The organism is Mycobacterium gordonae (assembly GCF_017086405.1).
Taxonomy (GTDB): domain Bacteria; phylum Actinomycetota; class Actinomycetes; order Mycobacteriales; family Mycobacteriaceae; genus Mycobacterium; species Mycobacterium gordonae_D.
In genome coordinates this window covers 901,872-926,451 of the sequence record NZ_CP070973.1, presented here as the reverse complement: position 1 = coordinate 926,451, position 24,580 = coordinate 901,872, and the positions used below count along the sequence as shown (strand labels likewise).

The following is a 24,580-nucleotide window of genomic DNA, read 5'->3' as shown; positions in this document are numbered from 1 at the left end:
TACGGTAGATGCGCTGCAGTGACCAGACTGAAGGAGGACCATGACGCCCCCACCCGCCGAAGCCTCGACTGCCGAGAAGCGCCACCACGTCGTCATCATCGGAAGCGGCTTCGGCGGCCTCAACGCGGCGAAGGCACTCAAGCGGGCCGACGTCGATATCACCCTGATCTCCAAGACGACCACCCACCTGTTTCAACCGCTGCTGTATCAGGTGGCGACCGGCATCCTGTCCGAAGGCGACATCGCGCCGACGACCCGGCTGATCCTGCGCAAGCAGAAGAACGTGCGCGTGATCCTGGGTGAGGTGAGCGACATCAATCTGGACTCCCAGACGGTGACCTCCAAGCTCATCAACATGGAGACCGTCACGCACTACGACAGCCTGATCGTGGCCGCGGGCGCCCAGCAGTCCTATTTCGGCAATGACCATTTCGCCACGTTCGCGCCAGGCATGAAGACCATCGACGACGCGCTAGAGCTGCGCGGCCGCATCCTCGGCGCCTTCGAAGCCGCCGAGGTCGCCACCGACCACGCCGAACGCGAACGCCGGCTGACCTTCGTCGTGGTCGGAGCGGGACCCACCGGTGTCGAACTGGCGGGTGAGATCGTCCAACTCGCCGAGCGCACCCTGGCGGGAGCGTTCCGGACCATCACACCCAGCGAGTGCCGAGTCATTCTGCTCGACGCGGCCCCCGCGGTGTTGCCGCCCATGGGCCCCAAGTTGGGCGCCAAGGCGCAGCACAAGCTGGAGAAGATGGACGTCGAGGTCCAGCTCAACGCGATGGTCACCGCGGTCGACTACAAGGGCATCACCGTCAAGGACAAGGACGGCACCGAACGCCGCATCGAATGCGCCTGCAAGGTGTGGGCCGCCGGGGTGCAGGCCAGCTCGCTGGGCAAGATGATCGCCGATCAGTCAGACGGGACCGAAACCGACCGTGCCGGAAGGGTTGTCGTGGAGCCCGACCTCACCGTCAAGGGGCACCCGAACGTCTTCGTGGTCGGCGACCTGATGTCGGTGCCCGGGGTGCCGGGGATGGCGCAGGGTGCGATTCAGGGGGCGAAGTACGCCACCGGCGTGATCAAGAACGTCGTCAAGGGCAAGGACGACCCGGCCGCCCGCGAGCCGTTCCAGTACTTCAACAAGGGCAGTATGGCCCTCATCTCGCACTACAACGCCGTCACACAGATCGGCAAGCTAGAGTTCGCGGGGTTCTTCGCCTGGCTGGCCTGGCTGGGGCTGCACCTGATCTACCTTGTCGGACACCGCAACCGGATCGCGGCCATGTTCTCCTGGGGCCTGGCCTTCCTGGGCCGCACCCGGGGTCAGATGGCCATCACCAGTCAGATGATCTACGCGCGGGTGGCGGTCAATTGGGTCAGGGAGTACGCCGAAGAAGGCACGCTGGCCGCCGCCGAACGCGCGGAAGCGGCCGAACAACGAGCGGCCGGCTGACTCAGGGGGCCAGCTGGCGATCCACTGAGGACACGCCTTTCTCGGCAACAGGCGAGCTGGACCCGGCGTAGTTGGTCGCCGCTGAGTGTGGCAATCGTTGTGTCCCAGCCGATGTCGGATAGCGGCTCGGCGACCACGTCGTGGATGCGGGCGTCGCCGGCCGACTGTTGCCCGGGTTGATCGACGACGAGCATCCAGTCGATGGTGCGCGCCGGGTCCAGGGTGTCCGCCCGGCTCGACGCGCTGACCAGCAGCCCGGCCAACTTCTCGATTCAAACAATTTAAATTTGTTTAATTGACGCCCGTATTAAAATTCACAGTGCACAATCCATCGCAATTGTACAAATCGACGAACAAAATCGGATTTCTGTCCAATTAGGACGCGAGAATATCTCGATAATTGGCCAGCAGAGACCGATAATTCGTGTATTGTTCCCGAACTATGCTGGTCAATACATCGGGCCAGGGACATATTTTGCCGCAGCCGACCTACTGCTTCACCTGCCGGTATTCGCCGCGGATCGGTAGCCCCGGAAGCCCCAGTTTTCCCAATTCAACGATCGGAGCTCTCGATGTTGTCATTTGCGATCGCGTCGCCCACGGAATTAGCCGCGGCGGGGCAGGAGCTGACCGGTCTAGGGTCGGCGGTGCGGACAGCGAACGCTGCGGCGGCGCGCGCGACGACATCGTTGGCAGTAGCGGCATCGGATGAGGTCTCGGCGGCGGTCTCGGCGCTGATGGGCAGCTACGCCGAGGAGTATCAGGTGCTGAGCGCTCAGGTCGCGGCGTTTCACGCCGACTTTGTTGAGGCGTTGACCGCAAGCGGTTGGGCGTATGCGGCGGCGGAGGCCGCCAACACCTCGCCGCTGCAATCGCTGGAGCAGGAAATCCTGGGTGCGATCAACGCGCCCACCACTCTGTTGTTCGGGCGTCCGCTGATCGGCAACGGCGCCGACGGCGCGCCGGGCACGGGGCAATCCGGGCGTCCGGGTGGGTTCTTGATCGGCAACGGCGGCAACGGTGGTTCGGGGGCAGCCGGACAGGTCGGCGGAGCTGGAGGCAGTGCTGGACTGTTCGGTAATGGCGGTGCCGGTGGGGCCGGGGGCTCGGGAACCGTGGGCATGCTCGGCGGTGCTGGTGGACGAGGCGGTGCCGGTGGGTTGTTGGGCGGGTTCGGCGGACATGGCGGCGCCGGGGGCGCCGGGGGGACGGGCGCGGCGACCGTGATCGGAGGTGCTGGCGGTGCCGGCGGTGCTGGCGGAATGGCTCGCGGCCCGCTGTTCTTCACCGGTGGGGCCGGCGGGGACGGCGGGGCGGGTGGTCTAGGTGTGCTCGGCAGTTCTGTCGGTGGAGCCGGCGGAGCCGGCGGTGCCGGGGGCAACAGCATCGGGCTGTTCAGCGGTGGTGGCGGCGGCGGCGCGGGTGGTGCCGGGGGCGACGGGGCTGTCGGTCCGCTGCTGTCCCAGGCTGGCGGCGTAGGCGGGCACGGCGGCGCTGGTGGTAATGCCGGACTGTTCGGCGACGGCGCGGGCGGCGGGGCTGGTGGGGCTGGCGGTGCGGGCATGGTCGGCGGGGGCGGCGGGCGTGGCGGTACCGGTGGGTTGCTGGGTGGGTTCGGCGGACATGGCGGCGCCGGGGGCGCCGGGGGGACGGGCGCGGCGACCGAGGCCGGTGGCACCGGCGGGGCTGGCGGGGCCGGCGGACTGGCCCGGGCGCCGCTGTTCTTCACCGGTGGGGCTGGCGGTGCTGGCGGGGCGGGCGGGTCCGGTGCGGACGGCGCTGTCGTGGGCCCGGGTGCGGCCGGCAACCCGGGCACCGCGGGCGGAGATGGTGGGGTCGGCGGCGCCGGCGGCACCAGTATCGGGTTGTTCAGCAATGGCGGTGCAGGAGGAGCTGGTGGCGCCGGTGGGACTGGCGGGACCGGCGCTGACGGTGGTGCCGGCGCCGCGCTTTCCCGGGCCGGCGGCCTAGGTGGTGACGGCGGAGTAGGCGGCAACGCTGGGGCTGCTGGTGCTGGGGGGTCGGGGGGATTGTGCGGGTCAAACTTCTTGGGGTTGCGCGGTGCGTCCGGGGCATCCGCTCATGGCGGTTCCGGAGGCGGCGGTGGCACCGGCGGTGCGGGCTACGACGCGAGCGCCGACAACGACGGCACCTCCGGTGGTGCCGGCGGCGCGGGCGGCAACGGCGGGTCGGGTGGCGTGGGCGTGATCGCTGGTGATGGCGGGAACGCCGGAGCCGGCGGCAAAGGCGGCGGCGCCGCGGCCGGGGTGGCCGGCGGCGATGGCGGTGCCGGCGGTAACGGCGGAGCCGGAGGCCAAGGCGGTGCCGGCGGCGGCCTGGGCGGCGTGGCAGGTACCGACGGCGACGGCGGCGACGCCGGCGCCGGCGGCAACGGTGCTGACGGCACGCCCGGCACGGCCAGCCTGCGTGACGGACAAACCGCCGGCCACGGTGGTGCCGGCGGCACCGGCGGCAACGCCGGAGGCACCGGGGCCGTCAGCGGCACCGGCGGGGCCGGCGGACACGGCGGCACCGGCGGTGCGGGCTACGACGCCACCCTCGACGGCGATGGCAGCAACGGCGGCAACGGCAGCACCGGCGGCAGCGGCGGCGCCGGCGGCGCGGGCGGCACAGTGGGCACCGTCGGAGCCGATGGCGCCGGCGGAAACGCCGGAGCCGGCGGCAAAGGCGGCGGCGCCGCGGCCGGGGTGGCCGGCGGCGATGGCGGTGCCGGCGGTAACGGCGGAGCCGGAGGCCAAGGCGGTGCCGGCGGCGGCCTGGGCGGCGTGGCAGGTACCGACGGCGACGGCGGCGACGCCGGCGCCGGCGGCAACGGTGCTGACGGCACGCCCGGCACGGCCAGCCTGCGTGACGGACAAACCGCCGGCCACGGTGGTGCCGGCGGCACCGGCGGCAACGCCGGAGGCACCGGGGCCGTCAGCGGCACCGGCGGGGCCGGCGGACACGGCGGCACCGGCGGTGCGGGCTACGACGCCACCCTCGACGGCGATGGCAGCAACGGCGGCAACGGCAGCACCGGCGGCAGCGGCGGCGCCGGCGGCGCGGGCGGCACAGTGGGCACCGTCGGAGCCGATGGCGCCGGCGGAAACGCCGGAGCCGGCGGCAAAGGCGGCGGCGGCGCAGCGGGGGTGACTGGGTTGGCCTATGGCAAGGGCGGAGCTGGGGGTAATGGCGGAGGGGGCGGCATCGGTGGGGCGGCTGGCGGCCCCGGTGCCACCGGAGGTGACGCCGGTGCTGGCGGCACCGGCGCGAACGGCACCGGCAGCTTCGCGACGAACCCGGGCGGCCGGGGCGGCGACGGCGGCCGAGGCGGCAGCGGCGGAGCCGGCGGCGACACCCCCTTCGGCGGGACCAACGGCGAAGGCGGCCACGGTGGCAACGGCGGTAACGCCGGCATCGGAGGTGCCCATGCGACGACCGTGTTTAACATCACTGTCGCTGGGGGTGGTGGCGGTGGCGGTGGCGCAGGCGGTGGCGGCGGCAACGCTGGCACCGGGATCGGCAGCGGCGGAACGGGCGCTGCGGGCGGCCAGGGCGGTGACGGCGGTAACGGCGGCAACGCCACGACCCTCTTGAACACCTTCGGACTCGGTGGTGGCGGCGGCACCGGTGGCGGCGGTGACGTCGCTCACCTAGGTATCGGCGGCAAAGGTGGCGGTGGCGGTGGCGGCGGCGGCGGTGGTATTGCTTACGCGGCCGTCGATCGTTTCTCTGCTGGACGTGGCGGTGGCGGAGGTGGCGGAGGTGGGTCCGGCAGCCTGTCGATTCCCAACGCCGGCGCCGGCGGCGCCGGCGGCGATACGAGCACTACTGTCGGCAGCGCTAGCGGCGGTGCCGGCGGCGTGGGCGGCCCCATGTCGACCGGCATCGGCGGAGGTGGCGGCTCCGGCGGCGTCGAAAACCTCAGCGGTGGCAACGGTGCCGAGGGTGATGCCGGCGGAGCGGGCGGCACCAATTCCGGTTACTTAACTGGCGGGGGGAAGGGGGGCGTCAGCGGCGGAGGTGGCGGCGCCGGCGGCTTCTCCAATTTCGGTAAGGGCGGCGTCGGTCATCCCAACGGCGGTGCGGGCAGTCCCGGACAGACCGCGCTCTGAAGCCATCTGACGCGATGACTTCTGAGGCCCGTTCAAGTATTCGCTGCCCGGGTAGTGGACCGGTACCACGCTAGCTGAGCGCCTGGTCGATGTCGGCGATGAGATCGTCGGTGCCTTCCAGGCCGACCGAGATCCGGACCACGCCGTCACCGAGTCCGATGGCGGCCCGGCCTTCCGGGCCCATCGCCCGGTGCGTAGTCGTAGCGGGGTGTGTCACAAGGGATTTCGTGTCACCGAGGTTGTTGGAGATGTCGATCAGGCGTAGCTTGTCCAACACCTCGAAGGCACGTTGCTTGGCGGCACCGTGGGCCGCGTCCAGCTCGAACGTGACTACCGTTCCGCCGCCGGACATCTGGCGCTTGGCCAGATCGAACTGCGGGTGCGACGGCAGGAACGGGTAACGCACCCAGTTCACGGCGGAGTGGCCTTCCAGGAACTCCGCGACGCGCTGCGCCGAGGCGTTGCTGTACTGAACCCGAACAGCAAGTGTCTCAAGGCCTTTGAGCATCACCCAGGCATTGAAGGCGCTCATCGCAGGGCCGGTGTGGCGCATCAGCTTCTGCACCGGGCCGTCGATGTACTCCTTGTCACCGAGGATGGCACCGCCGAGCACCCGACCCTGGCCGTCGATGTGCTTGGTGCCCGAATAGACCACCACGTCCACGCCGAGGGGAAAACCCTGCTGCAGTAGGGGTGTGGCAAAAACATTGTCCAGCACCACTTTTGCACCCGCGGCATGCGCCATCTCGGTGACCGCCGCAATGTCGACCAACGACTGCATGGGATTGGAGGGCGTCTCGAAGAACACCGCCTGGGTCGGCTGTGACAGCGCCTGTTCCCACTGGGCCAGGTCGTCGCCGTCGACGAACACGGTCTCCACGCCCCAGCGCGGCAGGATTTCATTGCACACCACGAAACAGGATCCGAACAGGCTGCGCGCCGCGACCAATCGGTCGCCGGCGCCCAGCAGCGCGCCGAGGGAGACGAAGACCGCGGCCATGCCACTGGCCGTCGCGAACGCCGCCGGGGCATCCTCGATCAGACGCAGCCGTTCCTGGAACATGTTCACAGTCGGGTTGCCGTAGCGCGAGTAGACGTAGTGCTCCACCTCGCCGGTGAATGACTGCTCGGCGACCTCCGCGGAGGGATACACATAGCCCGACGACAGGAAGATCGCCTCGGACGTCTCCTCGAACCCCGATCGCGTCAGTCCGCCGCGCACCCCGAGAGTTGCCTGGCTCACGCCGTCAGGCAGGTCCTTCATCGTGGCTACTAACCCTGTTTCCAGGGAAGCCCGACCGCGCGCCAGCCCGTCTCGCCGCGGTGCCCATGGGCGTCGAGCTGACCTTCGAAGCCGTCCAGCACGTTGTACGACGGCGCGAATCCGGCCTCGGTTGCCACTTCGGCCGCCCCGATGGAGCGGTTGCCCGAGCGACACAGGAACACCACGGGGCGCTCGCCGTCACCGGTGGGCGGGATCTTGTCCCGCAATTCGGCGAGGAAGTCGTTGTTGTGCTGTCCGTTGGACTTGTTCCACTCGACGTAGATGACCTGGCGGCCCAGGCTGGACAGGTCCGGAACTCCCACGAATCGCCATTCGGCGTCGGTGCGCACATCCACCAGCACGGCCTCGGGATTGTCGCTGAGCAATTTCCACGCCTGCAGCGGCGTGATGTCTCCTGCGTAACTCACCCGCCCGAGTCTCGCACATTCAGCCGGGCAGCCACGTCCCGGGCGCGGTCGCGGGCGGCCGTAACTTCCGGCGCGGTGGCCATCGTCACACCCCACTTGTCCGGCACCGAGGCAGGTTGCAAGGCGGGCAGCTCATGACTTGTGGAACCGAACACCCGCAGATCGCTCTCGGGCACCGACAGAGCGGAGGCGAGCACGTCACCGCTGGGCGCCACGCCCGGCGCGGCCGGTCCGTGATCGATCAGGCGGGCGGCGCCCGGCGAGACCATCATGGTGTCCACAGCAACGCCCAGCACAGCCCGCGCCTGCAGCTCGAAGACCGAAAGCCGCTGGCTGCGCAGCGTCACCCAGGCGCTGTCACTGGGACCCGCGGTCACCTCGGCAAAGTACACCTCGTCGCCGTTGATCATCAGTTCGACGCTGAAGACGCCACGTCCGCCCAGCGATTTGACGATCCGTGCGGCGATCGATTTCGCCGCGTCCACCGCCGCGGTGGTCAGGTGCTGAGGCTGCCAGGATTCCAGCGCGCCGGTGTCGTCGCTGCGGTGACCGATGGGCGCGCAGAACTCGATGACCGGCCCAGACGGACCTTCGGTGCGCACTACGATCAGCGTGACCAAAAACTCGATGTCCACCACGGTCTCGGCCCACACCCGGCCGCGGTCGCCCGCGCTCGCGATTTCAAAGGCCCGCGCCACCTCGCCGGCGCCCCTTACGACCGATCGGCCGGACCCGTCGATCGACTTGACCAGCAGCGGATAGCCGGCGTGGGCTCCGACAGCCTGAAGTTCGGCAAGCGAATCGACGAACCAGAACGGCGCGGTGGGTAAGCCGAGTTCGTCCGCGGCCAGCCGCCGCAGACCTTCCCGGTCCGCCGTCAACCGCACTGCCCGTGCCCCAGGAACCAGCTCGATGTCCTGGGCTTCGAGATCGTCGAGGACCGCCACAGCCGTGGCGGCCGCGGAAGAGCCGTCGAAAGCGCCGGGAAGGGTCACCACGAAATCCGGCTGCAGCGCCGCCACGACGGCCGTCAGCTCTTCGGCATCGGTCAGCGTATCGGCGTCCGCGGTGATCACTTCGGCGCCGAGGCGCTGCAGTGCCACCGCCACCTCTTGGCCCGACTCGTCGGAACCGAGCAGCATCACCCGCGGTCCGGGATCGGCATCGGTCTCGGCATCGGCTTCGGCCTCGGCCAAAGCCGGTTCCTCGACGATCCACGCCGTCGTGCCCTCTGGTCCTTCGGTCAAGCCCTCAGTCACGCACTCAAGGATAGGTGCGTCTATGAGAACACCCGCTTCTAGACTCATCTTCGGAGTTCGTGTGTAACTCTGCTGAAAGCCAGAATGTTTCGCCGAGGAGATGTACATGCCGACGTTGAAGGGCGCGTCAGCTTCCCTGACCACCGCGGCAGCGGCGATTCACGACAGACTTGCGGCTGTGCCGGCAGCAGCCCATGGCGGATGGGGCCCCGCCACCGGGGCCGTCGACGCCGCCGCGACCGGATCGGGAGCGGGGTAAGGACCTTGCTGGGCATGGAATTCGGGGCGCTTCCCCCCGAAATCAATTCGGCCAGAATCTATTGCGGGCCCGGCTCGGCTCCACTGATGCAGGCGGCGGCCGCCTGGGAACGGCTCGCCAACGAACTGAACGCGACGGCGGAGTCCTACGCTTCGGTGCTCTCCGGCCTCACCAGTCAGGAATGGCTCGGCCCGTCGTCACTGACGATGGCCGCAGCGGCGACCCCCTACGTGGCCTGGATGCGGGCGACAGCCGCCCAGGCCGAGCAGGCAGCGGCGCAGGCGCTGGCCGCCGCGAACGCCTACGAGGTCGCGTATGCGGCCACGGTGCCCCCGGCGGCCATCGCGGCCAACCGCAGCACCACGATGTCGCTGATACAGACCAACATCTTCGGGCAGAACACGCCGGCCATCGCCGCCACCGAGGCGGACTACGGCGAGATGTGGGCCCAGGACATCGTCGCCATGGACGGCTACGCCGGCAACTCGCAAGCCGCCGCCCAGCTCGCGCCCTTCACCTCGCCGCCGGCGACCACCGGTGAAGGCGTACTGATCGGCGAAGCGGCAGCAGCAGCAGCCGCGGCGGCGGCGCCGGCGGAAACGAGCGTGCTGCCCACCCTGCAGTCGCTGCTGCCCTCGCCGTTTTCGGACATACCCAACCCCTTCGAGGATCTTGACGTGCTGGTGCTTGCGGCTGTTGGCGTCTCAGCGGCCGCTCTGGGGGTGTCCGGAGTTCAGCTCGGTGAGGTGTATCGCCACGACGTGGTGGATGAAGACGAGAAGGAGCAAAGCCTCGAGGAAGCCGAGGCGGCCGACAGTGCCGCCGGTGTACCTCCTCGCCGGTCAGGTCCTTCGCCACTCGGTGGACAACGACTGGCAAGCCCGCCCCAGTCGCCGATCTCCGCGCTCTCGGGTTACTCCAGCAGTATCGGCGGCCTCTCCGTGCCACCGACGTGGAACATGCCGCCGGCGGTGCGCCAGGTCGCGGCGATGTTCCCCAACAGCACGCCGATGTACCTGACCAGCGGCGAGGACACCGGCGGCTACACCGGCCTGGCGGCGGCCGGTCTGGCTGGAACCAGCCTCGCCGCGCTGGCGGCACGGAGTGCTCCGTCGTCGGACCCGGCGCAGCCGGCGGCCGGCGGCACGGGCGGAACCGCCGCGGCCGCCAGGCCGGCCGCCGGCGCACCCGCGATCCCGGCCGCCGCCACCGCGGCACACTTCCCAGGCTTGCCGCAGGGCCTGCCACCGGGTGTGGTGGCCAATCTGGCGGCGACGCTGGCGGCGATCCCGGGCGCGACCATCATCGTGGTGCCGCCTAACCCGAACCAGGGTTAGGGCTGGCCGGGCAGCAGTCGCACCATCAGGCCGTTGCCCTCGGCCAGCACCGTCTCGTCGGCGTCGGTGAGTTCCGCCGACACGAACGCCTTGCGGCCCTCGATCCTGGTGACCCGCCCGCGGATGGTCAGCGGTGCGTCGATCGGCGTGATCTTGCGGTAGTCGACATGAAGGAAAGCCGTTCGGCTGATCGGTCTGCCCGCGGCATGCGAGACCATGCCGAAGGTGTGGTCGAACAGCAGCGGCAAGACGCCGCCGTGCACCGCCCAGTTACCCCCGACGTGAAACCGGCTGAAGTGCCCGGTCATCTCGATGCCGTCCGGCGCGTAGCGGGTGAGCTTCCAGGGCGGCAGCAGCAGGCTGCCCATGCCGGGCAGGTCCGGGGTGCGGCCGGCCGGCGACTCCCCCGCGTCGGCCTCGAACGGCTCGAGCAACTCCATGAGTGCGGCGGCGCGCTCAGCCGCCTCGTCCCAGACGTCGTCGCCGGGATCGGCAGACACGGCCAGGTCCTGCAGCCTGCGCATGGTTGCCACGAACTTGCCGAATCCTGGTCCCGGGCTGGCGGGGCCGTACTCCGGAAAGCCGCCGTGGTGTTCGTATTCGGGATCTTCGTCTCGGGGATCACCTTGCGGACTCAGCGAGGTGTAGTGCGTCACGCCCGGGCCGCCAGAATGTCGCGTCGCACGATGGTCTGATCCCGTCCCGGCCCCACCCCGATGCACGAAACATGAGCTCCGGCAAGCTCTTCCAGCCGCAACACGTAATCGCGCGCCTTGGCGGGCAGGTCCTCGAACTCGCGGGCGGCGGAGATGTCTTCCCACCAGCCCGGCAACTCCTCGTAGACCGGCGTGGCGCGGCACAGGTCGCTCTGGGTCATCGGCATCTCCGGCGTGTGTTTGCCGTCGATCTCGTAGCCGACGCACACCGGCACGGTTTCCAGGCTGGACAGCACGTCGAGCTTGGTCAGGAAGTAATCGGTGATGCCGTTCACGCGGGTGGCGTAGCGGGCGATGACGGCGTCGAACCAGCCGCACCGGCGTCGCCGACCCGTGGTGACCCCGAATTCACCGCCCGTCTTGGACAGGTATTCGCCGTTCTCGTCAAACAGCTCGGTCGGGAACGGGCCGGACCCGACGCGGGTGGTGTACGCCTTCAAGATGCCTAGCACGGTCCCGATCCGGGTGGGGCCGATGCCCGAGCCCACGGCGGCCCCCCCGGCTGTCGGGTTCGACGACGTCACGTACGGGTAGGTGCCGTGGTCGACGTCGAGCAGGGTGCCCTGCGACCCTTCCAGCAGCACCGTCTCGCCCGCGTCGAGAGCGTTGTTGAGCAACAGCCGGGTGTCGGCGATGCGGTGGCGGAACCCTTCGGCCTGCTGCAGCACCGTCTCGAGCACCTGGTGGGGCTCGAGGGCCTTGCGGTTGTAAATCTTGACCAGGATCTGGTTTTTCAGCTCCAGGGCGGCCTCGATCTTGTGCTGCAGCTGCGCGTGGTCGAGCACGTCTGCGGCCCGGATGCCCATCCGCGCGATCTTGTCCTGGTAGCACGGCCCGATGCCGCGCCCGGTGGTGCCGATCTTCTTGCTGCCCATGTAGCGCTCGGTGACCTTGTCGATGGCCACGTGGTAGGGCATCAGCAGATGCGCGTCGGCGGAGATCAGCAATTTCGAGGTGTCGACGCCGCGGTCTTCCAAACCCTTGAGTTCGTCGAGCAACACCCCGGGGTCGATCACCACGCCGTTGCCGATGACGTTGGTGACGCCGGGCGTCAGCACGCCCGACGGGATGAGGTGCAGGGCGAAGTTCTCGCCGGTGGGCAGCACCACGGTGTGCCCGGCGTTATTCCCCCCTTGGTAGCGCACCACCCACTGCACTCGTCCACCGAGCAGATCGGTTGCTTTTCCTTTACCCTCGTCACCCCACTGGGCTCCGATGAGGACGATTGCCGGCATGACGTGCTCCCAACTCGTCTGGCAGGTTGGGCCGCTTATTGTGGTCCAGCCGGTGACCTACCCTACCGAGCGGTTCGGAAGGAGTGTCATGAATGCGGGTCAGAACGCGCCGGGTGTTGCGGTGTCGGTGTCTCACGACGCTCGCCTGCCCCCGATATTGCGCGGTCTGCCCACCTTTGACCACGACCAGATCGGGGCTTGCCGGCGCGTAGTGGTGGTGGGTTCGGACGCCGATCTGGCCGCGCTGCTCACCCGGCTGTTGCGTGCCGAGCGACTCGACATGGAGGTGGCCTATGCGCCGCGCAGGCGCACCCGGGCCACCCGCGTCTACCGGCTACCGGCCGGACGTCGGGCGGCCCGACGGGCGCTGCGGGGCACCGCGGGCCGGGTGCCGCTGATTCGTGACGAGACCGGAACGGCGCTGGTCGGACGGGGCGGCTGGCGGCCGGCCGAGGAGGCGGCGACGATTCGGGGCGAGGCCGTGGTCGATGACACCGTGCTCTTCGACGGCGAGGTGACCGGGGCGTGGGTCGAGCCGACGCTGCGGCTGCCGGGGCTGCGGGCGGCGATAGCCGGGCGCTGGCCCCGCTGGGTCAGTGGGCGCGCCGCCCAGCTGGGCACGATGGGCGCCGTGGTGGTGCGCGACGGGGTCCCCGGCCCGCGCCCGGTGCGACGCTCGACGTTCTACCGCCATGTCGAGGGTTGGCTGCTGGTTCGGTAGTCGCGGTAGCTGCAGTAGTTTTCAGGGGTGCGGCCCAGTCCGATTTTCCTTGGTCTGGTCGGCTTGACGGGCGTGGGTGCGGCGCTGGCCTGGACGGCCGGGTCGGTGGTGAGACCGCTGGCTTATGCCGGAGTGTTCATCTTCGTCATCGCCGGCTGGTTGGTGTCGTTATGCCTGCACGAGTTCGGACACGCCTACACCGCCTGGCGCTTCGGCGATCACGACGCGGCGGTGCGCGGCTACCTGAACCTGGACCCGCGGCGCTACAGCCACCTCGGCCTGTCGCTGGTGCTGCCCATGATCTTCATCGCGTTGGGCGGGATCGGCCTACCGGGCGCGGCGGTGTACCTGCAGACCTCGTTCATGACGCCCCTGCGCCGCACCCTGGTGAGTCTGGCCGGGCCCGCGATGAACCTCGGGCTGGCGGTGCTGCTGCTGAGTGCCACCAGGGTTTTCTACGATCCCAAGCATCTGGTGCTGGCCGCAGGACTGGCCTTCTTGGGCTTTCTGCAGGTCACCGCCGTGGTGCTGAACCTGCTGCCGATCCCGGGCCTGGACGGCTACGACGCGGTGGAACCACATCTGAGTCCGCAGACCCAGCGCGCGGTGGCACCGGCCAAGCAGTTCGGCCTGTTCATCCTGCTGGTCGTGCTGCTGGCGCCGGGGCTGAACCGGTGGTTCTTCGATATCGTCTACTGGCTTTTCGAGCTCTCCGGGGTACCGCCGCGGCTGTCGATCGCCGGCGGAGCGCTCACCCGCTTCTGGAGCGCCCTGACCTGAGCGGCCGGACCTGCGCGACTTTGAACGTAGGTACACCGTTCGCGGCGTGTCGTCTGCGTAGCGTCAGTGTCGCGCCGGGCACCACTACCTATTGCCATATATGCATGGTTACGCATATATTACTGGCCATGGGCGCCGGACACAGTCACACCCCCGCTCAGGCGGACTCGTCGCGCATGATCCCCCGGATGATCGGCGCCGCGGGAATCCTGGCGACCTTCTTCGTCATCGAACTGACCACCGCGTTGCTGATCAACTCGATCGCACTGCTGGCCGACGCGGGCCACATGCTCACCGACGTGGTCGCGGTGTTCATGGGGCTGGTCGCCGTCATCCTCGCCCGGCGAGGCAGTTCGTCACCGGACCGCACCTACGGCTGGCATCGCGCCGAGGTGTTCACCGCAGTCGCCAATGCCGTACTGCTGGTGGGGGTCGCGCTGTTCATCCTCTACGAGGCCGTCGAGCGGCTCGGCAGCAAGCCGTCGGTGCCCGGGGTGCCGATGATCGTGGTGGCGCTGGCCGGTGTCGCCGCCAATTTCGCAGTGGCGATGCTGCTGCGGTCACACTCCGAGGAGAGCCTGGCGGTCAAGGGCGCCTACATGGAGGTCGTCGCTGACACTGTCGGCAGCATCGGGGTGTTGATTGCCGGTGTGGTAACCGTCACGACGCACTGGCCCTACGCCGACGTGGTGGTGGCCGTCCTGGTCGCGCTGTGGGTCTTGCCCCGGGCGATCGCGCTGGCCCGTTCCGCGCTGCGCATCCTGTCCGAGTCCTCGCCGGCCCACGTCGACGTCGACGAACTGCGATCGGCGCTGGGCGGCCTAGATGGCGTGACCGACGTCCACGACCTGCACGTCTGGACGCTCTCCCCAGGCAAGGACATGGTGACCGCCCACCTGACCAGCACCACCGACTCCGCGCAGGTGCTGAGCGACGCGCGGGCATTGCTGTCTGCCCGCGGGCTCAACCACGCCACCGTGCAGATCGACTGCCCGGACGGCCACTGCGAAGAGACGTTCTAGAACCCCAGCGCCGCGCGGGCCGCCGGATCGCAGTCGTCGAGTAGATCCAGGCACCGTCCGTGCTCGTCGGTCTCCCCGATGGCGTCCGCGGCACGGGCCAGGGCCGCCACGCAGCGCAGAAATCCGCGGTTCGGCTCGTGCGCGTACGGCACCGGGCCGAAACCGCGCCAACCGTTACGGCGCAGCTGGTCCAGCCCCCGGTGATACCCGGTCCGGGCATAGGCGTACGCCGTGATCGCCTTGTCGTCGGCCAGCGCCTCCTCGGCGAGAGCCGCCCAGACCACCGACGCCGAAGGGTGGGCGGCGGCGACGATGCCCGGCTTCTCCCCGGCAAGCAGCTCGGCCTCGACCTCGCTGTCGCCGGGCAGCAGGATCGGATCAGGTCCCAGGAGGTCACCGGTGGGCGTCATGGCGCCCATTCTGCCAATGCGGCTCGGTTAAGCTGCACGCATGCCCAACGCACCGGAGTCCGACCGCGACGGCACACAATCCAGCGGCCAGGCCGACGCCGAGCGCGACGCCGACGCCGAGCCCACCGAGGCCCTGATCGCCGGTGACCCGGAGACCGAGACTCAGGTGATCGCCACCCGCCGCCCGGACGAGGGTTCGGAGCCAGCACAACCGGAGCCTGAGCGGCGCTTCACGGCGCCCGGGTTCGACGCGAAAGAAACGCAGGTGATCGCCACCTCGCAGGACGCGGCCACCGAAGCCTTCCAGACCCGCCCGGCGGCGGGGGGCAACCCTCCGGCGCCACCGGCCCCGCCGCTGCCACCGAAAACCGCAGTGCCCCAATCGATTCCTCCTCGGGGCGGAGCCAAGCCGGGGGCCAAGCAGCGTAACTGGGGCTGGGTTCTGGCGGTAGTCGTGATCGTCCTGGCGCTGGCGGCCATCGCCATCTTCGGCACCGTGCTGCTGACGCGCAGCAAGCACTCGAAGGCCTCGCAAGAGGACCAGGTGAAGCAGACCATCCAGAACTTCGACATCGCGGTCCAGCGCGGCGACCTGACCGCGCTGCGCACCATCACCTGCGGCACCACCCGTGACGGGTACGTGGAATACGACGAGAAGGCGTGGTCAGAGACCTATCAGCGGGTGTCGGCGGCCAAGCAGTACCCGGTGATCGCCAGCATCGACCAGGTCGTCGTCAACGGTCAGCACGCCGAGGCCAACATCACCACGTTCATGGCCTATGACCCGCAGACCCGCTCCACCCGGAGCCTGGACCTGCAATTCCGCGACGACCAGTGGAAGATCTGCCAGTCCGGCTGACTAGCTTGCCGAGCAGACGCAAAAGCCCCCTTTTCCGCGCCAAGAAGGGGGCTTTTGCGTCTGCTCGCGAGGGGAACTAGCTGGCCAGGGACTTGCCGGCGCAGTGCAGGTCGTTGCAGGCCTCGATGACGCGTTCGGTCATGCCCGCCTCGGCCTTCTTGAGGTAGCTGCGCGGGTCGTAGACCTTCTTGTTGCCCACTTCGCCGTCGACCTTGAGCACACCGTCGTAGTTGGAGAACATGTGCGCCGCGATCGGCCGGGTGAACGCGTACTGGGTGTCGGTGTCGACGTTCATCTTCACCACGCCGTAGCGCAGCGCCTCCTCGATCTCCGACTTCGCCGAGCCCGAGCCGCCGTGGAAGACGAAGTCGAACGGCTTGGCGTCGTCACCGAGGCCGAGCTTGGCCGCAGCCACCTTCTGCCCCTCGGCCAGGATGTCCGGCCGCAGCTTGACGTTGCCCGGCTTGTAGACGCCGTGCACGTTGCCGAACGTGGCGGCCAGCAGGTAGTGGCCGTGCTCGCCGTGGCCGAGTGCCTCGATCGTCTTCTCGAAGTCCTCCGGTGTGGTGTAGAGCTTGTCGTTGATCTCGTTGGCGACGCCGTCCTCTTCGCCACCGACCACGCCGATCTCGATCTCCAGGATGATCTTGGCGGCCGCGGCCTGCTTGAGCAGCTCCTGAGCGATCTCCAGGTTCTCGTCGATCGGGACCGCCGAACCGTCCCACATGTGCGACTGGAACAGCGGGTTGGCCCCCGAACTCACCCGCTCCGACGAGATCGCCAAGAGCGGACGCACGTAGGTGTCCAGCTTGTCCTTGGGGCAGTGGTCGGTGTGCAACGCCACGTTGATCGGGTACTTCGCGGCGATGATGTGGGTGAACTCGGCCAGCGCCACGGCGCCGGTCACCATGTCCTTGACTCCGAGGCCGGAGCCGAATTCCGCGCCGCCGGTCGAAAACTGGATGATCCCGTCGCTGCCGGCGTCGGCGAAGCCCTTGATGGCTGCGTTGACGGTCTCTGAGGAAGTGCAGTTGATGGCCGGGAACGCGTACGCATTCTCCTTGGCACGTCCCAACATCTCGGCATAGATCTCGGGCGTTGCGATAGGCATGGAGGACTCCTTGTACGGAACTTGGTCAGCTCAGTATTGCAACGCCGGTATGTTGAAGCACCATGAGCACCGTGTCAGCGTCGGGCAGCATCCTCGACCCGATGTTCTGGATCGGCCCCGAGGGTCTGTTCGCCTCCGCGGTGCTGCCGACGATCCTCGTCATCGTCTTCGTCGAGACGGGCTTGCTGTTCCCGCTGCTGCCCGGCGAATCGCTGCTGTTCACCGGTGGATTGCTGGCCGCCAAGGGGACCCTCGACATCTGGGTCCTGGCGCCCGCCGTCGCGGTGGTGGCCATCCTCGGCGACCAGACCGGGTACTTCATCGGCCGGCGCATCGGCCCGGCGCTGTTCAAGAAGGAAGATTCCCGGTTCTTCAAGAAGCACTACGTGACCGAGTCACACGCGTTCTTCGAAAAGTACGGGTCATGGGCCATCATCCTGGCCCGGTTCATGCCCTTCGTGCGGACGTTCACCCCGGTGATCGCCGGTGTCTCCTACATGCGCTACCCGGTGTATCTCGCGTTCGACATCGTCGGCGGCGTCCTGTGGGGCGGCGGCGTGACCGTGGCCGGTTACTTCCTGGGCACCGTGCCGTTCGTCAACCAGAACCTGGAAAAGATCATTCTGGGCATCCTGTTCGTGTCGATGATCCCCGCGTTCATCGCGGCGTTCCGGGGCTACCGGTCCCGGCGCAAGGCGCCCGAAGAGACTCCCGAAGAACTGCCGTTATCCGACTGACTTGACCATCGCGACGCTGTGCGCGGCCTCCATCAGCATCCAGCCCGCCAGCTGTACCGACAGGTCCCGCTCGGGAATCGCCGAACTGTTGACCGCGCCCTCGACGAACTGCGCCTGCTGACCGCCGGCGGTGGGTATCTCGGCGTCGCGGTCCCAGAAAGCGCCGAACACCGGCAAGCCGTCCACCGTCTGGCGGTAGTCCCAGGCCGACTTGGCCGACGACAGCACGATGTCGCGGGCGGTGTCGCGGGCGGCTTGATCCTCCGCGGCGTCGCCCGGCAGATCGGTGGCGACCAGGGCCAGGTAGCGAGCGGTGATGCCGCCGAACAAACCGCCGTCCCCGCCGCCGGCACTCTTGAGGACACCTTTGGGGGCCATGTGCTCCTTGACCGCCGCGACCAGCCGGTGCACGCGGGGCCGGTGCCGATCGTCATGGGTGCGCTTGGCGAGCTCGACCTCCAACCCGAGCACCACACCCTGGCAGTAGGTGTACTGCGCGCGCACCAGCGACCCGTCCTTGATGCCGTCGAGCACCAGCTTGGTGTCGGGGTCGATCAGGGTCTCGTCGATCCAGTCGGCCATCTGCTGGGCGCGCCGCAGCTGCCCCCCGTAGCGGGCCAGGAAGATTCCCGCCGGGCCGTTGCCGGGGGCATTGAAGAACTGGTCCTGCTTGCGCCAGGGGATGCCGCCGCCATCCTCGGGCACCCACGCGTCGACAAACTGCTTCGCCAGGGTGTGCAGGGCGCGGCTGCGTTCCACCCCCACCAGCCGGGCGGCCCGCTCGAGGGCCAGCGCCAGCCACGCCATGTCGTCGTAGTAGCTGTTGGTCCAGCGCAGCGTGTTACGCAACCGGTGCGAGCGGATCTGCCGGTTGATCCGGATGCGCCGCTCCGGCTGCGGGTCGCGCAACTGCGCGTCGATGAGGCAGTCCAGCAGATGGGCCTGCCACCAGTAGTGCCACGTGCCGAACATCCGGTCCTTGCGGTCCGACGGCCAGGCGACCACCCCCAGCTGAGTGCCGGGCAAGCCCCACAGCCGCCGCAGGTTACGTTGGGTGACGGCGGTTTCGGAAGTGGCGGCCCGGTTCGCCCATACCTGATCCATACCTGCCGATCCTGCCCTACCGTTGGAGCGCAGTGGAAAGCCACCCGCAGCCGCGCACCTACCTGGAAAAGCGGCAACTGAGGACCGGTAGCGCCGGCTGGTTGCTACTGGCGGGACTGGGCGTCAGCTATGTGGTGTCCGGCGACTATTCCGGCTGGAATTTCGGATTGGCGCGCGGCGGGTTCGGTGGACTGGTGATCGCCACAACCGTGGTCGCCGCGATGTATCTGGCTCTCGTCCTGGGCATGGCCGAACTGTCCTCGGCGCTGCCGACCGCGGGTGGTGGGTACACGTTTGCGCGGCGGGCGCTGGGACCGTGGGGCGGCTTCGCCACGGGCACCGCCGTGCTGATCGAATACTCGATCGCGCCGGCCGCCATCGCCACCTTCATCGGCGCCTACGTGCAGTCGCTGGGGCTGTTCGGCATCCGGGACGGCTGGTACGTCTACCTGGCGATCTACGCGCTGTTCATCGGGATCCACCTGGCCGGCGTGGGGGAAGCGCTGAAAGTCATGTTCGCGATCACCGCCGTGGCGCTGGCGGGCATCGCGGTGTTCGCCGTCGCCGCGATCGGACGCTTCAACCTGGCGAACCTGACCGAGATCGCGCCCTCGGACGCGGTCGGGGCGTCGTCTTTCCTGCCGCACGGTTACCTCGGCGTGTGGTCGGCGCTGCCGTTCGCGATCTGGTTCTTCCTGGCGATCGAGGGTGTGCCGCTGGCCGCCGAGGAGACGGCGCATCCGGCCCGCAACGTCCCCCGCGGCATCACCGCGGCCTTCGCGGTACTCCTGGTGACGTGTGCGCTGGTGCTGCTGCTGACCACCGGATCCGGTGGCGCGCAGGCGATGTCGACGTCGGGCAATCCGCTGGTCGCGGCGCTCGGGCCGGCGGGCGCGGCCAGGGCCGTCAACTACATCGGACTGGCCGGCCTGATAGCCAGCTTCTTTTCGATCATCTACGCGTACTCGCGGCAACTGTTCGCCCTGTCCCGGGCAGGCTACCTGCCGACGGCACTGTCGATCACCAACGCGCGGAAAGCCCCCACGCTGGCGCTGGTCGTTCCCGGCGCGATCGGCTTCGCGTTGTCGATGACCGGAAAAGGCGATCTGCTGCTCAACATGGCCGTCTTCGGTGCGACGCTCAGCTACGTCTTGATCATGGTGAGCCATATCGTGCTGCGCACCCGCGCACCGGAACTGGACCGTCCCTACCGAACTCCCGGCGGGATCCTCACCACCGGATTCGCGCTGGTGGTCGCGATTCTGGCGCTGATCGCCACCTTCCTGGTCGACGCCCTGGCCGCCGTGTGTTGCCTGGGTGTGTTCTGCGGCTTTTTTGCTGTATTTCGCTCTCTACAGCCGGCATCGGTTGATCACCAGCGCACCGGACGAGCAACTGGCGACTTAGATTCCCGAGGTCCGGTGGAATGAGCCGCCCACCGAACCCGGTGGGCCGGTGGTGATCGAAGACCGCGCATTCCCGGCGCTTGCACCCGTCGGCTGATCGGCTTTCCGCCTCCTCGGCCCGCCTCGCCGGGCACGGCATCGGCGACGACTGCCACCGCCGAAATGCTATTTCGGATCGGCCAGCAGCCACAGCACCTGTTGCAGCTCGGTCAGCGTATGCCCCGGCAGGAACAGATCGCAGAACGGCAGCGCCGCAGCCATCGAACCGGCCAGCGGTTGGTAATCAGGTTGCGCCGCGCGGGGATTGAGCCATACCAGCCGGTGCGCACGGCGGCGCAGCCTGATCAGCGCGTGTTCGAGCACCTCCGGCGGATCACTGTCCCAGCCGTCGGAGGCGATGATCACCACCGCTCCGCGGACGGCGCTGCCGTGGCCAGGGGCGGCCAGCAACGCGTTCAGGCTGCGACCGATGAAGGTTCCGCCGTAGCGATCGGTCACCCGTTCGTTGGCCCGTTCCAGGGCCGCCTCGGTCGACCGGTGGGACAGCACCGCGGTCAGGCGGGTCAACGAGGTCGAGAAGGCGAACACCTCGGGCCGCATCCCCGTCCGGCGCTCCATCACCGCCCGCATCAGATGCAGGTACACCGTCGCGAACGGCTGCATCGACCGGCTTACGTCACAGACCAGCACCACCCGTCGGAGCCGCCGGTGCGGTCGGGTTCGCGCCAGGGTGATGGTCTCCCAACCGGTCGAGCGGGAGGCATTGATGGTGGCGCGCAGATCGATCCGCTTGCCGTGCGGGCTGAGTTGGAATCGCAGGGCACGTCTGGTGGGCCAGTGCGGCAACGATCGGCGTAGCCAGTCGCCGAGCAGTCGCAAGTCGTCGGGATCGAACCGGTCGAACGGCTCGTCGGTCAACGCGGCGATGCGACTGGGCGCCAACTCCGGCAACTGGACACCGGCGTGACCGTCTGATCCGCCGGGGGTTCCGGTGGCCCAGGGCAAGTGCTGCGTGGCGGCGCTGGACCGGACGCCGCCGCGGTGCACGATCCCAGCCGCCGGAGTGCGAGGTCCCGGCAGCGGCAGCGAAGGGCTGTCCCGCCCGTCCGCCGCGCCGGCGCCGAACACGGCCGCGAACACCGCGTCGAAGGCACTCAGATCGTCCATCCGATTGACCAGGCTCAGCCGCGCGGCCCAATACAGTGACGACCGCTCGCCGGGTGCCAGATGCTGCAGCGCCTGCACGAAAGTTGTTTGACCGCTTGGCGATACGGACACACCAGCGATACGCAGCCGCGCCACCAGGGCGACCGCGAACGCCGCCAGATCGACGCCACGCAGCAGGGCCGGGGTAGTCACTCGCGGTTGCGCCGCCGGAGCAGCCAGAGCAAGGCCAGCACGGCGAGCACCGCCGCCGCTGCCGCGCCGTACTTCTTCAGCTGATCGCCGCCGGCCAGTTCGAGTAGGTCGATGGGCTCGGGTTCCGGGGCCTGCCGGGTGCCCGGTACAGGGTTGACCGGCCAGGCCGGGATGGGCTCTTCGCCGTTGACGGCCGCCGAGACGTCGGTGGCGCCGTTGGCGGCCAACTCGGCTTCCAGGGATTCCACGAACTGGCCCAGCAACTTCTCCGAAACCTGTTGCAGCATCCCGCTGCCGAACTGCGCCAGCTTTCCGACGATTTTTAGGTCGGTGTCGACGGTGACGTTGGTGCGCTCGCCCGCGGCCTGCAACTGGGCGGTGACGGTGGCCGCCGCGTTCCCGGTGCCCCGCGCCTCTTTGCCTTTGGCGTCGAAGACCGCGCGGTGCAGGGCGCGGTCCTGCTCGACGAAGTGCACCTTGCCGGTGAACTCGCTGGTGACCGGCCCCACCTTGACCTTGACCTTGCCCAGGTAGTCCTCGCCCTCCTGACCGACCAGTTGTGCACCCGGCATCAGCGGGATCACCCTCTCTAGATCGCAGAGCACATCCCACGCCTCTTCGATCGGCGCGCTGACGGTGAACTGATTGGCGATCTTCATCGAGGCAGTCCTTTCATGTTCGGGTGTACTCCACCAACGCATCGCGGATCGCTGTGCGGTCGTCGGGTGTCTTGGCCAGCGCTCCCAGGCTGATCAACGCCGACTCGTCGGCCAGGTCCGCCACACCCAACGACACCAGGGCGGCGACCCAGTCGATCGTCTCGGCCACTCCCGGGGGCTTGTCCAAATCCAGTCCTCTTGCAGCGCCGACAAATTGGGTGGCATGTTCGATCAGGGGCGCGGTCGCCCCGGGTACGGTACGGCGCACGATCGCGGCGGCCCGTGCCGACTCCGGGTAGTCGATCCAGTGGTAGAGGCACCGCCGCCGCAATGCATCGTGGAGGTCGCGGCTCCGGTTGGAGGTGAGCACCGCAATGGGCGGTTGTTGCGCGACGAACGTGCCCAGCTCCGGGACAGTGACCGCGGACTCACCGAGAAACTCCAGCAACAGCGCCTCGAATTCATCGTCAGCACGATCGATTTCGTCAATCAGCAAGACCGGCGGCGCGGAACCCCGGAAGCGCACGCACTGCAGGATCGGCCGGTCGACCAGGTATGCCTCGGTGTAGAGCTCGCTCTCCGTCATGCCGGCGCCACCGGCCTCGGCCAGTCGGATGGACAGCAGCTGACGCTGGTAATTCCAGTCGTAGAGCGCCTCACTGGCGGTGAGACCTTCGTAACACTGCAGCCTGATCAGGCTGGTATTCAGCACCGCGGCAAGGGTTTTGGCTGCGGTGGTTTTACCGACACCGGGTTCACCCTCCAACAGCAGCGGCCTGCCCAGCTGCACCGCGAGGTAGATCGCCGACGCCGTCCCGGTGTCCAGCAGGTAGCCCTTCGCGTCGAACAGACGGGCGACCTCGCCGGGGCTGTGCAGAATCACGGCGCGGTCGCCAACAGTCGTTGGTAGTCCGCCCAGGTGTCCACATCGAGCGGGACGGGACGATCCACGCGCAGCTCGCCCACCGGGTGGCGGCCCGACTCGATCAGCTTCCAGACGCCCTTATCGCCGTGCAGACCGGAAAGGTCGCCGAACATGCTGCGGCTGAACCAGAATGGATGGCCCACCCCGTCGCTGTAGCGGCACACCATAATGTCGGCACCACCGGCACCACCGGCGCCGATGGCCCGCAGGTCGGCCGAATCGATCCCCGGCTGGTCACCGAGCATCAGCACGATGCCCGTCGAGCCCGGGTCCACCGCGTCCAGCGCCACCCGCAGCGACGCCGAACAGCCGGCGCCGAAGTCGTCGGCGGTGACGACGTCGAAGCCGTCCAGGACCACCCGCTCGCGTACCAGTGGAGCCGCACCGCCCAGCGTGACGATCAACTGGTCGAAGCCGGCGGCGCGGGCGACGTCCAGCGTCGCCCCCAGCACCGTCGTATCACGATAGGGCAGCACCTGTTTCGGCTGGCCCAGCCGACGGGATGCTCCAGCCGCCAGCACCACACCGGTCACACCGAGCGCGGTCATGCGCCTGCCTTCGCGGCGAACGTCGTGCGGCATCCGGCGCAACAGAACCAGTATTCGACATCGCCGACCGACAGGTGCTCGGTGCCCGGGCAGATTCTCACCGTCATGCCGCACACCGGGTCGACGGCCGAACCGGGGGCTTCGTCAATTCTCACCGCGCGCGTCAGGCCGCCGTCGCGCAGCGCCGCGATGAGTTCGGCCGCGATGGCCACGGCGATCTCCGCCGGCGTCTTAGCCCCGATCGGCACCCCGACCGGGGTGTGGATGCGGGACCGTTCGGCGTCGGTGAGGTGCAGACCGCTCAGGATCGAGGCGCCGCGCACCTTGCTGGCCACCAGCCCGATGTAGCCGACCCCGTGATCGAGTGCGGCACGGATGATCTCGGCTTCGGGACCGCCGTGGCTGGCGATCACCACGGCACTGGCGTCGGCCAGTTCTGCCTCGCGGCACGCGTCGTAACCAAGCACCCCGCACAGTTGCAGCAGCGCGTCGGCGATCGGCGTCTCGCCGTAGATCCGGATCAGCGGCGCCGGCAGTTGCGGCGTCAGGAAGATTTCCAGCGATCCGCCGGACAGGCACGGATTGACCACGACGCACGCGCCGGGAGCCTCCGGAAAGTGCACGTCGCCGTCGGGCAGCACTCGCAGCAGCACGCTCTCGCCGGCCTGCAGGACACCCAGCGCGGCCTTCCGGACCGAGCTCTGCGCGCACTGGCCCCCGACAAAACCCTCGATGGTGCCGTCTGCCAACAAGATTGCCTCGTCACCCGCGCGTGCCGAGGTCGGCTGTTCGGCACGCACCACCGTCGCATACACGAAGGGCGTGCGCGCTTCCCGCAATTGCCGGGCTCGGTTGCTCATGCTGGTCATG

General features: G+C 68.7%; 21 protein-coding genes and 2 pseudogenes. 10 read left to right on the top strand and 13 right to left on the bottom strand.

Annotated features, from left to right (window positions below; genetic code table 11):
- Positions 1–40: 40 nt before the first annotated feature.
- Together JX552_RS03860 and JX552_RS33160 are read left to right on the top strand one after the other, a co-directional pair.
- Entirely contained in the window at positions 41–1,456 is a 1,416-nt protein-coding gene (locus JX552_RS03860) for an NAD(P)/FAD-dependent oxidoreductase (RefSeq protein WP_205876180.1), read from the top strand.
- A 575-nt stretch (positions 1,457–2,031) separates the two neighbouring features.
- The gene (locus JX552_RS33160) at positions 2,032–5,571 is read left to right on the top strand and encodes a PE family protein (RefSeq protein ID WP_431195960.1); all 3,540 of its coding nucleotides are present in this window, start codon (positions 2,032–2,034) and stop codon (positions 5,569–5,571) included.
- Between the two features lie 70 nt (positions 5,572–5,641).
- Here the strand turns inward: JX552_RS33160 and JX552_RS03850 are convergent, their stop codons facing one another.
- Genes JX552_RS03850 through JX552_RS03840 form a run of 3 tightly spaced genes read right to left on the bottom strand, consistent with a single transcriptional unit; the run spans position 5,642 to position 8,522 of the window.
- Entirely contained in the window at positions 5,642–6,835 is a 1,194-nt protein-coding gene (locus JX552_RS03850; protein WP_205876179.1) for an O-succinylhomoserine sulfhydrylase, read from the bottom strand.
- An 8-nt stretch (positions 6,836–6,843) separates the two neighbouring features.
- Complete coding sequence (locus JX552_RS03845) at positions 6,844–7,263, bottom strand: rhodanese-like domain-containing protein (RefSeq protein WP_205876178.1); 420 nt, start codon at positions 7,261–7,263, stop codon at positions 6,844–6,846.
- Positions 7,260–8,522, bottom strand: a complete 1,263-nt coding sequence (locus JX552_RS03840; RefSeq protein ID WP_431195917.1) for an ATP-grasp domain-containing protein — start codon at positions 8,520–8,522, stop codon at positions 7,260–7,262. The genes JX552_RS03845 and JX552_RS03840 overlap by 4 nt, the downstream gene beginning before the upstream one ends.
- A gap of 106 nt (positions 8,523–8,628) precedes the next feature.
- On the opposite strand from JX552_RS03840, the gene JX552_RS03835 reads away from it, so the two are divergent.
- Together JX552_RS03835 and JX552_RS03830 are read left to right on the top strand one after the other, a co-directional pair.
- Positions 8,629–8,781: a hypothetical protein gene (locus tag JX552_RS03835; protein WP_205876176.1), complete on the top strand. Its 153-nt coding sequence runs from the start codon at positions 8,629–8,631 to the stop codon at positions 8,779–8,781.
- 14 nt (positions 8,782–8,795) lie between these two features.
- The gene (locus tag JX552_RS03830) at positions 8,796–10,118 is read left to right on the top strand and encodes a PPE family protein (protein WP_205876175.1); all 1,323 of its coding nucleotides are present in this window, start codon (positions 8,796–8,798) and stop codon (positions 10,116–10,118) included.
- On the opposite strand, the gene JX552_RS03825 is transcribed toward JX552_RS03830, so the two are convergent.
- On the bottom strand, positions 10,115–10,756 hold the full coding sequence (locus JX552_RS03825; RefSeq protein ID WP_205878190.1) for a PaaI family thioesterase: 642 nt from the start codon (positions 10,754–10,756) through the stop codon (positions 10,115–10,117). The two genes, JX552_RS03830 and JX552_RS03825, sit on opposite strands and share 4 nt — an antisense overlap.
- A 14-nt stretch (positions 10,757–10,770) precedes the next feature.
- A complete protein-coding gene (locus tag JX552_RS03820) occupies positions 10,771–12,069 on the bottom strand; it encodes an adenylosuccinate synthase (protein ID WP_205876174.1) in 1,299 nt (432 codons plus the stop codon).
- Positions 12,070–12,157: 88 nt separating this feature from the next.
- Here JX552_RS03820 and JX552_RS03815 point away from each other — a divergent pair, with 88 nt between their 5' ends.
- From JX552_RS03815 to JX552_RS03805, 3 genes are all read left to right on the top strand, one after another.
- Positions 12,158–12,790, top strand: coding sequence for a peptidase M50 (locus tag JX552_RS03815; protein WP_205876173.1), 633 nt, complete (start codon positions 12,158–12,160; stop codon positions 12,788–12,790).
- A 27-nt stretch (positions 12,791–12,817) separates the two neighbouring features.
- Positions 12,818–13,570 carry a site-2 protease family protein gene (locus tag JX552_RS03810; protein ID WP_205876172.1) on the top strand — a complete coding sequence of 251 codons (753 nt, stop codon included), beginning with the start codon at positions 12,818–12,820 and terminating at the stop codon, positions 13,568–13,570.
- A gap of 128 nt (positions 13,571–13,698) precedes the next feature.
- The gene (locus tag JX552_RS03805) at positions 13,699–14,592 is read left to right on the top strand and encodes a cation diffusion facilitator family transporter (protein ID WP_205878188.1); all 894 of its coding nucleotides are present in this window, start codon (positions 13,699–13,701) and stop codon (positions 14,590–14,592) included.
- Here JX552_RS03805 and JX552_RS03800 read toward each other — a convergent pair.
- Positions 14,589–15,002 carry a DUF3151 domain-containing protein gene (locus JX552_RS03800; RefSeq protein ID WP_205876171.1) on the bottom strand — a complete coding sequence of 138 codons (414 nt, stop codon included), beginning with the start codon at positions 15,000–15,002 and terminating at the stop codon, positions 14,589–14,591. The two genes, JX552_RS03805 and JX552_RS03800, sit on opposite strands and share 4 nt — an antisense overlap.
- 40 nt (positions 15,003–15,042) lie before the next feature.
- Here JX552_RS03800 and JX552_RS03795 point away from each other — a divergent pair, with 40 nt between their 5' ends.
- The gene (locus tag JX552_RS03795; RefSeq protein ID WP_205876170.1) at positions 15,043–15,861 is read left to right on the top strand and encodes an Rv0361 family membrane protein; all 819 of its coding nucleotides are present in this window, start codon (positions 15,043–15,045) and stop codon (positions 15,859–15,861) included.
- Between the two features lie 76 nt (positions 15,862–15,937).
- Here the strand turns inward: JX552_RS03795 and fbaA are convergent, their stop codons facing one another.
- Positions 15,938–16,972, bottom strand: coding sequence for a class II fructose-bisphosphate aldolase (gene fbaA, locus JX552_RS03790; protein WP_205876169.1), 1,035 nt, complete (start codon positions 16,970–16,972; stop codon positions 15,938–15,940).
- Between the two features lie 62 nt (positions 16,973–17,034).
- Here fbaA and JX552_RS03785 point away from each other — a divergent pair, with 62 nt between their 5' ends.
- Complete coding sequence (locus JX552_RS03785) at positions 17,035–17,709, top strand: DedA family protein (RefSeq protein WP_205876168.1); 675 nt, start codon at positions 17,035–17,037, stop codon at positions 17,707–17,709.
- On the opposite strand, the gene JX552_RS03780 is transcribed toward JX552_RS03785, so the two are convergent.
- The gene (locus JX552_RS03780) at positions 17,698–18,813 is read right to left on the bottom strand and encodes a glycoside hydrolase family 76 protein (protein WP_205876167.1); all 1,116 of its coding nucleotides are present in this window, start codon (positions 18,811–18,813) and stop codon (positions 17,698–17,700) included. The genes JX552_RS03785 and JX552_RS03780 overlap by 12 nt on opposite strands.
- A gap of 8 nt (positions 18,814–18,821) precedes the next feature.
- On the opposite strand from JX552_RS03780, the pseudogene eat reads away from it, so the two are divergent.
- Positions 18,822–20,220 (top strand): annotated as a pseudogene (gene eat, locus JX552_RS03775) (ethanolamine permease).
- A 164-nt stretch (positions 20,221–20,384) separates the two neighbouring features.
- On the opposite strand, the gene JX552_RS03770 reads toward eat, so the two are convergent.
- From JX552_RS03770 to JX552_RS03750, 5 genes and pseudogenes are all read right to left on the bottom strand, one after another.
- Positions 20,385–21,578 carry a vWA domain-containing protein gene (locus JX552_RS03770; RefSeq protein ID WP_205876166.1) on the bottom strand — a complete coding sequence of 398 codons (1,194 nt, stop codon included), beginning with the start codon at positions 21,576–21,578 and terminating at the stop codon, positions 20,385–20,387.
- A complete protein-coding gene (locus tag JX552_RS03765; RefSeq protein WP_205876165.1) occupies positions 21,575–22,237 on the bottom strand; it encodes an SRPBCC family protein in 663 nt (220 codons plus the stop codon). Before JX552_RS03765 ends, JX552_RS03770 begins: the two co-directional genes overlap by 4 nt.
- Before the next feature lie 13 nt (positions 22,238–22,250).
- On the bottom strand, positions 22,251–23,120 hold the full coding sequence (locus JX552_RS03760) for an AAA family ATPase (protein WP_205876164.1): 870 nt from the start codon (positions 23,118–23,120) through the stop codon (positions 22,251–22,253).
- Entirely contained in the window at positions 23,117–23,710 is a 594-nt protein-coding gene (locus tag JX552_RS03755; RefSeq protein WP_205876163.1) for a nucleotidyltransferase family protein, read from the bottom strand. The genes JX552_RS03760 and JX552_RS03755 overlap by 4 nt, the downstream gene beginning before the upstream one ends.
- A 128-nt stretch (positions 23,711–23,838) precedes the next feature.
- Positions 23,839–24,579, bottom strand: a pseudogene (locus tag JX552_RS03750) (XdhC family protein); the annotation flags it as partial.
- Position 24,580: the final 1 nt, after the last annotated feature.